Annotated in this window: 12 protein-coding genes; 8 read left to right on the top strand and 4 right to left on the bottom strand. The window is 55.3% G+C overall.

The window, feature by feature from the left end:
• The first annotated feature begins 31 nt into the window (after positions 1 to 31).
• The 8 genes from F8197_RS10610 (at position 32) to F8197_RS10575 (ending at position 8417) form a co-directional block, all read left to right on the top strand.
• Positions 32 to 1228, top strand: a complete 1197-nt coding sequence (locus tag F8197_RS10610) for a Wzz/FepE/Etk N-terminal domain-containing protein (protein ID WP_152881783.1) — start codon at positions 32 to 34, stop codon at positions 1226 to 1228.
• Between the two features lie 107 nt (positions 1229 to 1335).
• On the top strand, positions 1336 to 2571 hold the full coding sequence (locus F8197_RS10605; RefSeq protein ID WP_152881782.1) for an oligosaccharide flippase family protein: 1236 nt from the start codon (positions 1336 to 1338) through the stop codon (positions 2569 to 2571).
• Between the two features lie 84 nt (positions 2572 to 2655).
• Positions 2656 to 3621 (top strand): glycosyltransferase family 2 protein, encoded by a 966-nt coding sequence (locus F8197_RS10600; RefSeq protein WP_152881781.1) that lies wholly within the window; start codon positions 2656 to 2658, stop codon positions 3619 to 3621.
• Positions 3622 to 3640: 19 nt separating this feature from the next.
• Positions 3641 to 4288: an acyltransferase gene (locus F8197_RS10595; RefSeq protein ID WP_152881780.1), complete on the top strand. Its 648-nt coding sequence runs from the start codon at positions 3641 to 3643 to the stop codon at positions 4286 to 4288.
• Positions 4275 to 5264 carry a glycosyltransferase gene (locus tag F8197_RS10590; RefSeq protein ID WP_152881779.1) on the top strand — a complete coding sequence of 330 codons (990 nt, stop codon included), beginning with the start codon at positions 4275 to 4277 and terminating at the stop codon, positions 5262 to 5264. Before F8197_RS10595 ends, F8197_RS10590 begins: the two co-directional genes overlap by 14 nt.
• A 9-nt stretch (positions 5265 to 5273) precedes the next feature.
• On the top strand, positions 5274 to 6416 hold the full coding sequence (locus F8197_RS10585) for a hypothetical protein (RefSeq protein WP_152881778.1): 1143 nt from the start codon (positions 5274 to 5276) through the stop codon (positions 6414 to 6416).
• Positions 6413 to 7480, top strand: coding sequence for a glycosyltransferase family 4 protein (locus F8197_RS10580; RefSeq protein WP_193333393.1), 1068 nt, complete (start codon positions 6413 to 6415; stop codon positions 7478 to 7480). The genes F8197_RS10585 and F8197_RS10580 overlap by 4 nt, the downstream gene beginning before the upstream one ends.
• Positions 7470 to 8417, top strand: coding sequence for a glycosyltransferase (locus F8197_RS10575; protein ID WP_152881776.1), 948 nt, complete (start codon positions 7470 to 7472; stop codon positions 8415 to 8417). The genes F8197_RS10580 and F8197_RS10575 overlap by 11 nt, the downstream gene beginning before the upstream one ends.
• A 24-nt stretch (positions 8418 to 8441) precedes the next feature.
• Here the strand turns inward: F8197_RS10575 and F8197_RS10570 are convergent, their stop codons facing one another.
• The 4 genes from F8197_RS10570 to F8197_RS10555 form a co-directional block, all read right to left on the bottom strand.
• Positions 8442 to 9992 (bottom strand): hypothetical protein, encoded by a 1551-nt coding sequence (locus F8197_RS10570; RefSeq protein WP_152881775.1) that lies wholly within the window; start codon positions 9990 to 9992, stop codon positions 8442 to 8444.
• A gap of 79 nt (positions 9993 to 10071) precedes the next feature.
• Positions 10072 to 11532, bottom strand: a complete 1461-nt coding sequence (wbaP, locus tag F8197_RS10565) for an undecaprenyl-phosphate galactose phosphotransferase WbaP (RefSeq protein WP_152881774.1) — start codon at positions 11530 to 11532, stop codon at positions 10072 to 10074.
• 258 nt (positions 11533 to 11790) lie between these two features.
• The gene (locus tag F8197_RS10560; RefSeq protein ID WP_152881773.1) at positions 11791 to 12153 is read right to left on the bottom strand and encodes a diacylglycerol kinase; all 363 of its coding nucleotides are present in this window, start codon (positions 12151 to 12153) and stop codon (positions 11791 to 11793) included.
• A gap of 91 nt (positions 12154 to 12244) precedes the next feature.
• A complete protein-coding gene (locus F8197_RS10555) occupies positions 12245 to 12523 on the bottom strand; it encodes a hypothetical protein (protein WP_082488684.1) in 279 nt (92 codons plus the stop codon).
• Positions 12524 to 12569: the final 46 nt, after the last annotated feature.

The following is a 12569-nucleotide window of genomic DNA, read 5'->3' as shown; positions in this document are numbered from 1 at the left end:
GTTGGATGCGTAATTACAGCGAGAGAAAAAGATGTTTGAAGGAAAACAAGAAGAAAGACTTAGCGATGACAGCGGCAACCAGATTTTGTTGTCCGACCTGGTGAAGGCGATTGCTATTCGAAAGCGATTGATTGTTGGTTTGCCGCTATTTTTTGCGATCATCGCATTGATTGCCGTCATCGTGATCAAGCCTTATTACACCTCGACGGCGACCATCATGCCACCGCAGCAGCAAGGTTCCGGCATGGCTGCCATGTTGGGGCAGCTGGGGGGCGGCTTAGCGGCCGCGGCCAGCCTGGGGGCAATCAAGAATCCCAACGACCTCTATGTCGGCATGCTCAGCAGTCGCACCGTCGCCGATGCGCTGATCGATAAATTCAAGCTGCGTGATCGTTATGATGAGGAAACGACCGACGGCGCGCGTGAAAAACTCAAGCGTGTCAGTGCGATTGTCAGTGGCAAGGACGGCTTGATTGCGATCGCAGTAGAGGATCGCGACCCGAAATTTGCTGCCGATATGGCCAACGCGTATGTCGTTGAGCTGGGCAAACTGAACCAGTCGCTGGCGCTAACGGAAGCTGCCAAACGCCGCTTGTTCTTCGAAACCCAGCTCAAGCAGGCCAAAGATCAGCTGGCGGAAGCCGAGATACGCATGCGCGACATGCAACAAAAGACTGGCATGATCCAGCTCGACGGACAGGTCAAGGGCATCATCGCAGGCGCCGCACAACTGCAGGCGCAAATTGCTGCCAAAGAAGTGCAACTGAGCGCCATGCGCAGTTTTGCCACTGCCAACAATCCGGAAATGCTGCGTTTGCAACAAGAGCTCAAGGGACTCAACGCGCAACTGGCCAAGACCCAGACCGGCAGTGCCAATGGCGGGCTCATGGTGCCGACCAAAGAACTGCCGGAAGTGGGGGTCGAATACATCCGCGCGGTTCGCGACCTGAAGTACAACGAAACAGTGTTCGAGTTGCTGGCCAAGCAATTTGAATTGGCGAAAATCGACGAAGCCAAGGAATCGTCGCTGATCCAGCAACTTGACGTTGCGCTGCCGGCAGAAAAGAAAACCGGTCCCAAACGTGGCCTGATCGTGGTCGGCGCGCTGTTTGTCGGTCTGATCCTGGCAGTGCTGATCGCACTGGTACTGGCATTCTCCACGGCGAGCACGAACGGCCGCAGTTCATTGTGGCGCGTGTTTGCCAATGCCTGGACCACTGGCAAGTAGAGCCAGGCAAGTGTGCCGTGCAAGTTGCCTAGCGCAACTGCGCGGACCACTGTCACGCGCATTCCGGGCGGGCAATATCCACAAAAATGCTTTAAGTAAGATTTATTTTGCTCGCTAAAAATATATTCATTCTCAGCCTCGTATATGCGATCCGGCTTCTCTTGCCGTTGCTGATCATACCGATCCTGACCCGGCGCATTGCCGCCGACGATTTTGGCGTGTACATGTACGCAATTTCGACTTCCGCCTGGTTGTCGATTTTTGTCGAATACGGATTTAATATTTCCGCTACCCGGGAAATTGCAAGTAACAGCGACAAGGCATCGATCGCGCGCACGGTGGCCGGAACGCAGACGGCAAAATTATTACTGGTTGTCGCTACCGTGCCGCTGCTCGCTTGCGCAATCCTCTGGTTGCCGGTGTTTCAAGATCATATTTTCTGGGCGGTTACCGCCTGGCTGCTGGGCGTGTTGACAGCGTTATCGCCGATTTACTATTTCCAGGGCCGTGAGGATTTGCGGCGGGTTGGCATGATCGAAGTTGGCGGCGGCGCCCTCACGCTGCTCGCGGTGTATTTCCTGGTGGCGGATGCCAATGACTTCAACAAGTTGGCATTGATTGTTCTGGCTGCAAGGCTGTTCAGCGTGATGTTGTTGAGCCGCCGGATGTATGGCGAAATGAGGGGACATGGTCCGCTCGGTCTGGATTGGCAGGCCGGCATCGCGCATCTGAAAAGCGGCTTCCACGTGTTCCTGTTTCAGGGTGCGGTGAGCTTATACACGTCGTTTAATGTTGTCCTGCTCGGTTTCTACTGTTCTCCGGTACAGGTTGGTATTTATGCGTCTGCAGAACGGTTGATGCGGGCTGGAATCGGATTCCTGGGGCAGTTTTCGAATGCGATCTTCCCGCGGTTGAACGCGTTGAAGATGAAATATCCCGAGAAGGTGAAAAATTTCCGTCTCCAGGTCCTCGGTGTTTTCTTGTTGATCGGCGTGATCGGCATGGTGGCAACCTGGGAGCTGGGGCCAGTCATTGTGCATTATATGTTCCCCAGTAGTGCTGCAGAGGTCAACGCGATATTGGTCATATTGGCCTGGGTTATTCCGGCGATCGCCATCAGCAATGTGCTGGGATTCCAATACCTGTTGGCTGACCGGCGTGAAAAAATGTTCAATGCGATTATCGCCACAGCTGCCGTAACCAATATCGCCATGGCTTATTTCCTGATAGCCAAATATGAGGCCAAAGGGATGGCGATATCGTGGGTCGCCATCGAGTGGCTCATCACCATCGTTATTGCCATTGTTGTTTTTGTTAGCAGTCGCCAAAGTAAAAAGGCATAGGACGGCGTCACAGGCGCGCCAGCAGGCCCGCGCGTAGTGAGCGGAGCCGCGCTCCCTGAAATTCAAATTTAGTGAAAGTGTACCGTGAAGAAAATTTTAAGCATTTGCATTCCTACCTTTAACCGTCGCAACTATCTGGACAAGTTACTGGAAAATGTCCAGCAGCAGTTGGTGAAGTACCAGTTGCAAGACGACGTGGAAGTGATTGTTTCAGATAATGCGTCGGAGGACGACACTCCGGCGGTGGCGCAAAAGTACGCATCGGTCATCCGTTACAACCGCAACGAAAAAAATATCGGTCCTGATGCCAATTTCCTGTTGTTGTTCGGCATGGCACAGGGTGAATACATCTGGTTGCCTGGCGATGATGATGAAATCCGCATGGATACGATCGCTTACATCGTCAAATCGATTCGCGAACTGAAGTTCGATTTCCTGTATCTCAAGACCGAAGGGGCCGAGATCGACCACCTGCAGCGCGGCGCCGAGCAGATGACGAATGTCGAATTGCTCACCCGCGTCAATATTTTCACCACTTTCATGACGTCGCAAGTCATACGTGCCGACTTGATCAAGGAACAGGTCGAATCCGCGCGGGTGTTCCTCGGTGGTTTCATGGCGTATTACAAAGTCTTCACGGAAGCGCTGTGGAACTCCAAGAAATGCTACGTCAGCGCGGGCAAGGAAATTTTTGCCAATGCAGACAATACGGGTAATTACCTGTTTTACAAGGTATGGTCGCAATCGGTCTTCGATGTGCTCGAAACCACCCCGTTTGCCCGTGACCGCAAGTTGATCGCGTTGATCAAGCTGCGCATGTACCTCGATTTGATCTTGCCGATCACGTACAAATTGCGCTCCGGTACGCGAGGTTTTTATTTCCTGTCTGAAGACCCGAAGCAAAGCATGAGCAAGTATTTCGGTGAGGGCCTGTATAGCGCGGTGTTCCGTATCTATTTTGGCGGACCGAAATGGTTGCTGTTCCCGGTGAATAAAGCCAGCAGAATCGTCTCGAAGCTGCACAAAAAATCGATCAACGGCGTACTGTAATCAGTCATATGGGAGAAAAATGAAAAGAATTCTTTCCGCTCTAAAGAACGAGGGCCCTTGGGCGATATTCGTATTTTTTTCCCGCTTGCGCAACTACGTGCGGGTGGCGATCATTCGTCGCCTGCTCGGCGTGCCTGATATCTATTTCCAGGGTGCACCCAAGATCATGAACCGTCGCGGCATCCATTTCGGTCGCAATTTTCGTTGTGGTCCGGGCTTGTGGATCGAAGCCGTATTTGGTCATGGCATGGAAAAGTACGGCATTAAAATTACCATCGGGGACGATTTTACCGCGTCCGAATACCTGCACATCGGTGCCGTCGAATCGATCGTCATCGGCAAGAACGTACTCATTGGTAGTCATGTACTGATCACCGACCATTCGCACGGCGCCTATGGCGCCGGCGGCGAACCGCCATCCGTGCCGCCGAACCAGCGTGCGCTGGCGGTGCGGGGACCGGTCATCATTGGCGACAATGTCTGGATCTGCGATGGCGTGAAAATTCTTTCCGGAGTCAAGATCGGCAGCGGTGCAATCATCGCTGCGAACTCCGTGGTCAGGGCGGACGTCCCCGAAAACTGTATCTATTCCTCTGTCGCACACGGGACTATTACGCGGCAATACAATGTAGTTGAAAAAAAATGGTCTGCTTATGAATCAAAGTAATTTGTTGTCGGTTGCAATACCGACCTATAAACGTCCTGAATTGCTCGATAAAGGCATCGAGTCAATCTTTAATTCCGCCAAGGCTTCCGGCATCGAAGTGCTGGTCATGGACGACTCGCTTGGCAACGGCAATGACTGGGTGTACCAAAAACACCTGGCGCTGGGGCGAAATCTGCGGGTCATCAGAAACCCGGTCAACCTGGGTATCGACGCCAACATCTGCGCATGTATCGAACACGCTGCCAGTGATTACGTGTGGTTGTTTGGCGAGGATGACCTGATGCGCCTGGAAGCGGTTGACCAGGCATTGGCAGCGATCGAGCGCGACGCGCAGGCGCCGTTTGTCTTCGCCAATTACGCTTATATCACCGCTGACCACAAAAAGATTTTCCGTGAAAAATCCGTGGAAATTCGCGCGGGCCAGATGGAGTTCAAGGAATTTTTTGAAAACTATCTATGGTCCGCAGGTTTCATTGGTGGTTGCATCATTCGCCGCAGCAACTTCCTGGCCACCCGCTATAAAGAGTTCATTGGCACCTATTATGCGCACGTAGCAGGTATTTGCCTGGCAAGCCACAACAAGAATATTACCGTGATTGAACGGCCGCTGGTCGGCAACCGGGTGGGCGATGCGACCACGTTTACATGGTCCGCTGATTCATACGGGGTGTTCCAGGGCTGGCGTGACCTGTTGCGCATGTTGCAAAGCGAATTTGGGGCCGACTCTTTCAAGCGCGCTTTCCAGAGTCATATAGATGCGCACGGTTATTTGCGTTTGAAATTCCTGCTGGGCAAAAAGGCCGACGGCCTGTTGACGCCTGCCGATGTGCAGATCCTCGCCAATGGCGACACCTCGCCTGAAGAAAAGCAGCGCATCCGGTTCGTCGCATTCTGCGTCCCGCGCTTTTTCTGCATCGCGCTGCGCAAGACTTACGCCAGCGCCCGCAGAATGAACCTGCCAGACTTCCAGCTGTGAGGGGACTGAATGCTTTTTGATTACCTTGATCGAGGCGACAGGCGCTACCAGCAGATCGGCTGGTTGCTGGCACTGTGCTGGATCATCGCGGCGTTTCCGGATCTGGTCGCAACATTTTTCGGATATCGGGCAACCAACGATATTTCGGTAACGCCGGTGTGGCTCAAGGCGTTGCGTGATATCGCAACGCTGTTTGTCGCGCTGTATTTCACCAGGCATCTCAACCGAAAAAATCTGATCTGGCGCATCGCTGCCGTGATGGTATTCGTGGCATATGTAATCTATGGCATCGGCCACGGTTTCGCGCTGGCCATAGCGTTGCGCGGATCCTTGTGGATGCTGGCCCTGGTGTGGTGCATGACTGCCGATGCTGGCGGATGCCGCCGGCTGTACGCGGTGGCGCTTGGCGTGTTCAACATCGTGCTGCCGGTGGCAATCGGCGTATCTCTCATACTTGGCCTGCTCGGCGTCGGCATGTATTTCGAATCTGTGGGGCCCTATGAGCGCAATCCCGGCTTGTTTCTGACGCCTTCTGCCACCGCTTTCATGGCTTGTCTCATCTTCCTGTTGTCGCCCGCAGGGCGGGTCAATGGTTTAAAAAGTGGATTGATGGGTGTTCTCACACTCAGCGGCATCTTTTTCATCAACGCCGCTCTGCTGTTTGGCCGCCTTAATCGCTGGATTTACCTGCTATCGATCGCCGCGATCGTGGTCATTCTCATGGCATTGGGTTCCGAAGGCATCATCTCGGTGGTGAGCTGGATGGCGAGTTTCCTGCGTGGTAGTAACGCGGTTAGCCTGACGCTTGGCACGAGGGTGCTGATCATCCTCGATACGATTTCCAAAATTACGGTGGCGGGCAGTTATCCCATCGGGCTCAATATTGCTGCCAACCAGGAGATCGAAGTATTTTTCCCTGATAATGCATACCTTTCACTCGCCTATGCGTACGGAGTGGTCGGGATGATACTGTCGGTGCTCATTACCGCGGCCAGCCTGCGCGCGAAAAATTTCGGATTCTTTATCCTGGTCTTTATCGCTGGTTTATTTTATGTATGGTTCGAGAACTTGCTGTTCTGTGTCCTCGTTGGGCTTGCACTGAACTCCCATTTACATGGAATCATGCGCGATTTCTCTGCAAAAAAAATATGAAAACATTATTGGTACTGCCGTTCATGCCTGCAAAGAATGCAGACAAGGCTGGTCACAGGTTGTCCTACGACATTATTCGTACCCTGTGTAAGGCAGGTGAAGTACATTTGTTCCTGATCGTCCGGCAGGCTGAAAAAAATATCCCACCGGAACTTGTTGCCCTGTGCGGAGCGCAGAATATACAGGTTCATGTCATGGGCAATAAGGATATTTTAAAGGAAATGCTGGCGGGCGGCTGGCGCGATTATCCGCGCCTGTCCACGCGCCATACCCGCGCTATCTCGGGCCATTTGCTGGCCTATTGCGAGAAACAGCGGTTCACGACGGTCCGGTTCGAGTTCTCGCAGACATTCAAGTATGCCAGCGACCTCAAAAAAACTGCGGCCGGGCTCGCTGCCAAGATACAGCTGTCGATACACGATCTGCAAATTCAGGTGATCTTGCGCAAACGCAGCCTCGAATCGTGGTTGTTCTACTGGGCTTACATCACCGAGTGCAAAATGTTGAAGGCAGCCGACCAGATCATTGTCCTGTCCGAAAAAGACAAGGTTTTCGTGCACAACCTCCTCGATATCAGCAGCACGGTCACGGTAGCACCACCCTCGCTGTCGCCGTTTGTGTACACGGTCGATCGCACACCGGGTGGCGTGCGTAAAAATACCCTGCTGTTCTGGGGCGCGATGAACCGGGTGGAAAACGAGGCTGCTGTTTTGTATTTTGTTCAACATGTACTGGAAAAATTGCGCGCTGCAGGTTACTTGTACCAGCTCAATATCGTGGGCTCCAAGCCTGGTCCCAAAGTGGAACAGCTGGCCTGTGACCATATCCATGTCACTGGATTTCTTGAAGATCCGAGCGCCTATTTTGCCAGTTCCGCGATAGGCATCGTACCCTTGAGTATGGGGGCGGGTGTCAAACTCAAAACGCTGGAACTGCTGCAAGCGGGGCTGCCAGTACTGGCCACGCCGGTGGGGGCGGAAGGCATCGCGGATGCCAGCGGCAGGCTGCGGGTGATGGATCTGGCCGACTTCGAACGGGAACTGGTGCAACTCTATGAGCAATAATTCTACCCCGGCCAGGATCAAGGTGATCCTGGCTGCCTATAACGGTGCCGGCTGGATCGTTCCCCAAGTTCAGTCCATTCTGGCGCAGCAAGGCGTCGAGGTGAGCGTTGTGATCGCCGATGATCATTCCCGCGATGCGACCTTCCAGGTTGTGCGCGAACACTTCGCCCAGGAGCCGAGGGTGACTATGCTGGAAAGACCGCAGGGAAGCGGTTCGGCCGGCGCCAATTTTCGCAATATGTACCGTGAAACCGAGATTGGCCAGGCCGATTTCGTGGCGTTGGCCGACCAGGACGACATCTGGAATCCGGACAAGCTTGCGCGCGCCGTGGCGCGGCTCAACACCGACCGCACCGACGGCTATTCCTCTGCCGTCACTGCCACATGGGATGGCGGAGAAACCAAGGTCCTGACGCAAAATCCCGCGACCACCGCAGCCGACCACCTGTTCGAGGGTGCCGGGCAGGGCTGCACCTTCGTCATGCGCGCTGATTTTTTTGTGAAGGTGCAAGATTTTTGCAGAAAAAATCAGGCCGCTGTCGAAAAACTGCACTACCACGATTGGCTCGTGTATCTGCTGTCCCGCGCCTGGCAGCTCCGCTGGACTTTCGATCAGCAGCCATCGATGACCTATCGCCAGCATGCACTCAATGAAATCGGCGCCCGCAAGGGCATATCGGCGATTCGCCACCGCCTGGCGTTGATCCGCAACGGCTGGTACGGCGGGCAGCTTGCTGCGGCGTCGGAAATTTACCTCCTCGCTGGTGGAAATGGCGACGTGGCAGCTGATCTCGCGCGACGGCTTGACCCCAAGCGCCGCCACGCGAACGGGCTGATCAATCGCTTGGCTTTGGCCCATGCGGTCGCCCGCCATGGCCGCCGCCGCGGGAGCGATCGGGCAGTGCTGGCTTTTGCCGCACTGGCTGGCTGGTTCTGATTCCGGGCCAGACGGGCGGACAATCTAGACGACCTTCACCCAGCCGCTGATTTGCGACTGTGGTGAACTGCCGCGCAGCGTCAGGCGCAGCTTGCCGCGCCATGGACTGGCAGATAAAGCCAGGCCAGGTCCGCCGCCTTTCAGTGCAATGTTTTCAACCGTTGAAATCTTAAGTCCCAGCAAGTGTCCGCCCACGAGGTAGGCGTGCTGCCGGCCCTCGACCGAGAAGTTGAAGGCTAGTAAATCACGCGTGCCGAAAATGTCGCTGTCTATCCAGGTGTCGAGCTGTACCACGCCCGCGTCATACGACACCTCGCAATACGGGATGCTATTTGGGACTGCGTTGTAGCGCCGTTTGTAGCGCTCGATGGTGTATTTGCCGCTGCCGGACATCATCTCTTCCGTCGGCTGCACCAGCGCGGCATTATTGGAGCCGCCGCGTTGAACGACCTGGTTGGCGTCGTTGAGGCGATACATTCGCAGGTCCGCCTTGCTGTTCGGGGCGTAGTCGAGTTCGATCAAATTCCCCCAGCAGTCATCGGTCTGCGCGATGATGTGCGCTTCGAAACGGCACGGTGCGTTTTCACTATAGAAATTCGGCGACAGCTTCGAATTTTTAACATTCAGCAGCCGCATACCCACCACCGTTGTCGGCGAAGCCAGGTTTGCCTTCATCCAGTTTTGTGAGATGTCCATATTGTAATTATTCAGCGCGGACGCCGCGATATGGCACTGTACGTCTTCAAAGTGATTATGAAGGATGCTCAGATTGGTGGTTTCGCACGTGATCGAGATGCCCGTCTGCCAATGGTGAAAGCCATTGCTGACGATATTGGTCGAGTAAGCTCCGCCAAAGCCCCCCGTGGTAATCGTCAACGCGGCTGTACCATTTTGTGGCCCCGGTCCTTCGAAGCTATTGCCGCTGACCTCGGTCCAGTCGACAAAGTCGCGCATGATGGCCGGTGCGTAAAGCGTGTTTTGATGTACTTTCAAACCCCACGAATGTTGCGAGATATACGCGTGCTTAAGCGTTGCGGTGAATACATTATGTTCGATGGTGCAGCCGTAATTAAACCGGTGTGCCAAGATGGCGCAGCGTGCGTTGGCGAACGTGCCACCGATCACGCTGGCGTTGCTGACGTGCTGTGTACCGCTGCCGGTCATATCCTTGCCATACTGGACGCTGATGTCGCGCGCGGTGGCACCGAACATAGCCCCGGACTTGATCAGGATATTGTCGCCATCGCCAGTCAGGGTGGCGCCGCGCAAGTTGAGGCGGATATTCGAGAGCAGGTAAATGGATGCCGGGCCGGCGATGCGGAACACGCCTACTGCCGTGATTTCGCCGCCACCGGCCATGCTCGCTTGTCGAATCGCCCGGTTGAATGCCTCGACAGAGTTGTTGCCGCCCGATGGATCGGCGCCGAAATCGAGCACGCTAAGCGTGTTGTGAGGGGCTTGCGAGAGCAGGGGGGGAGGAGTTTGAGATGAGGCAGCGGCCTCAACTGCTCCCACCGTCAAGGCGAAACCTAACAAGTTACGCCGCGTAGAGTTGGGTGGGAGAAATTGCGACACTGTTGCTCCATGTTCATTCAGGAGCATTATTTTACCGCGATAGCAGCGCCGTAACGGAGTACTGCGATCGCGTCAGGAATCAGTAAGCGCCTTCCTTGACGAGCAACACCTTGAAAGTGCGGATCAGGATGACGAGGTCGGTGAAAAGCGACCAGTTTTTGACATACCAGGCATCGAGGTTAACCCGGGTTTCGTAACTTACATCGTTTCGTCCGCTGGTCTGCCACAGACCCGTGATGCCAGGACGCGCTTCCAGGTAGTAACCCACCTGGTCGCCATAACGCTCCAGTTCGGCCTGTATCACCGGACGCGGACCGACCAAGCTCATCTGACCCTTGAGCACGTTCCACAATTGTGGCAGTTCATCGAGACTGGTCTTGCGCAGGAAGCGACCGATCTTGGTCACGCGTGGATCATTCTTCAGCTTGAAGTCGCGTTCCCACTCTTCGCGGGCGACGGGGTCGTTTGCCAGCAATTCTTTCAACAGGACATCGGCGTTTACTGCCATTGTACGGAACTTGTAGCAAGGGAATGGCACACCATCCTGTCCGATACGCATGTGGCCGAAGAACACGCCGCCACCGCCACCGAGTTTTACCTGGATTGCCACCCAAAGGAACAGCGGGGAAGTCATGGCCAGCAGCAGGGTAGAACAAAACACATCGAACGCACGCTTGAGCATCTGGGGACCGCGCTGCGCCAGGTTGTTACGCATGCCCAGCACCATGATGTCGTGGGCAAAAAAATGGTTAATCGACATGCCGTGCAGCGGCAGACCGCGCAGGGACGGCACGATTTGAAGGTTGGCACAATCGCGGCTCAGTTGCTGGATCAGCATTTGCGACGATTCCATGCCGCCCTGGTCCAGGGCCAATACCACGTGCGGCGAGCCGAGCTGCTTGAGGATGATATTGGTTTGCGAGCCCAAGTGCAGGCACGGCACCGAGCGGCCGCGGCGATCGTGATACTGGGTGGCAGTAGGCGCGCTGCCTGGCAGGTCCAGGAAGGCGATCAGGTGGTAGCCCATCAGGCGTTCGGCTTCGAACACGCGCGCGGTTTCACGGGCATTGGCGCCAGTACCGACGATGACCATCGGACGGCTCCAACTGCCGTGCCGCAGCATGGTGAATTTCAGGATTGCGCGCAGGCTCAGCAGCAGAATCGGTGCCAGCGTCCACTGCACCAGTGGCAACAGGCGGGGCATTTCCCAATCGCTGAAAAATGCCAGCGCCACCTGCGCCAGGAGCAAGCCGACACACGCGTGCAGCAGTTCGCGCACTTCGCGGGCATAAGGCTTACGTTTGCTGTAATGACCCTGGGTCCAGAAAATCACCAGTGCCAGTGGTGCCAGATACAGTGACACCAACGCGCCATTGACACTGTCACCGGCAGAGATGCCCGTGAGCAGCATCAGGACATGGGTCAGCGCGGTGGTCATTGCCATTGCCAGCAGGTCGCTGCCAAGCAGCAAATTGCGCTCGGCGACCTTACTGGCATGCCAGGCTTTGCTTGGCAGAAGGAATGCATCAATTGGCTTCATGCGTCGCGGCTCCCTGCGAAAAAGAAATTGACGCCGGAATGGGCGACATGTGTGCAGATTGCACGCTGCAAGCTACGACGGCATGAGCCGCTGGTGTGTGGAATCACGGTATAAGATACGATCATGCGATCGCTTCATTGTGTTGTTGAAAAAAGAAATTTAAACGTTAAGGCATTGTACTAGTCGGTGGAACTCTCTGCAATTTCGCTCATGTAACATTCCATATTTGTTAAGCGGGCGATGTTGCGACGCAACACGTCAATATTGCGTAAGAAATGTTTCGCAAAGAAAGCATGCAAATAAAGCAATTCCAGTGACGCTGAGCAGCAATACAGCACCTGCTGCACAGTCTTTGGCCAGGCCGATGGCGGGATGGGGAGCGGGATGCAAATGGTCGAGCGCATGTTCGAGCGCACTATTGAACAACTCGGCGGCAAGTACCAGCCCGCAGTTGAGCAACAGCAGTGCCCACCACACGGGGGCAGGTCGCAGCCATAGCAGGGTGATGACTACACCGACGGCGGCGACAGATTGTTGGCGCATACTCATTTCGGTGCGCCATGCACTGACGATGCCATGCCACGCAAACCCGAGGCGCCTGTAGAAGGGCTGGTTTTTCATGGGGGAGAACAAGAAAACTGCGGCCGGCCCAAGGGCCGGCCGCAGTGCACGATCATTACCGCACCACGTGGCACGGTAGCAACCGCAATAATTAACGAGCGTGGTGGCTGGTTGCGTGGTGGGTGGTGCCGGAGTTTGAATCCGAAGCAGCAGCGCCAACAGCTGCTACGGCTGCGCCGATAGCAACCAGGGCACCAGTGCTCAGGCCAGCTGCGGCACCAACGCCGGCAGCAGTACCGGCGCCAGCACCGGCACCAGCGCCAGCAGCGCCGGTCGTGGTGGTGCCAGCAGCTGGAGCAGGTGCGGTTTGAGCGAAAGCTTGGCCAGCGGCGAATGCCAGAACTGCGGCGGTGATAGCGATTTTTTTCATGTTGGTCCTCTGAGGTAAGTAAAGAGACATCTTGACTACGATAGCC

It is taken from the genome of Duganella sp. FT27W, assembly GCF_009295655.1.
In the GTDB taxonomy this organism is placed as follows: Bacteria; Pseudomonadota; Gammaproteobacteria; order Burkholderiales; family Burkholderiaceae_D; genus Rugamonas; species Rugamonas zoogloeoides.
This window is presented reverse-complemented; position numbering and strand designations above follow the sequence as displayed.

Excerpts from the sequence above, each read along its gene's own strand:
- F8197_RS10610 (WP_152881783.1), top strand. The coding sequence starts at position 32 with ATGTTTGAAGGAAAACAAGAAGAAAGACTTAGCGATGACAGCGGCAAC.
- F8197_RS10595 (WP_152881780.1), top strand. The coding sequence starts at position 3,641 with ATGAAAAGAATTCTTTCCGCTCTAAAGAACGAGGGCCCTTGGGCGATA.
- F8197_RS10590 (WP_152881779.1), top strand. The coding sequence starts at position 4,275 with ATGAATCAAAGTAATTTGTTGTCGGTTGCAATACCGACCTATAAACGT.
- F8197_RS10585 (WP_152881778.1), top strand. The coding sequence starts at position 5,274 with ATGCTTTTTGATTACCTTGATCGAGGCGACAGGCGCTACCAGCAGATC.
- F8197_RS10580 (WP_193333393.1), top strand. The coding sequence starts at position 6,413 with ATGAAAACATTATTGGTACTGCCGTTCATGCCTGCAAAGAATGCAGAC.
- F8197_RS10575 (WP_152881776.1), top strand. The coding sequence starts at position 7,470 with ATGAGCAATAATTCTACCCCGGCCAGGATCAAGGTGATCCTGGCTGCC.
- wbaP (WP_152881774.1), bottom strand. The coding sequence starts at position 11,532 with ATGAAGCCAATTGATGCATTCCTTCTGCCAAGCAAAGCCTGGCATGCC.
- F8197_RS10560 (WP_152881773.1), bottom strand. The coding sequence starts at position 12,153 with ATGAAAAACCAGCCCTTCTACAGGCGCCTCGGGTTTGCGTGGCATGGC.
- F8197_RS10555 (WP_082488684.1), bottom strand. The coding sequence starts at position 12,523 with ATGAAAAAAATCGCTATCACCGCCGCAGTTCTGGCATTCGCCGCTGGC.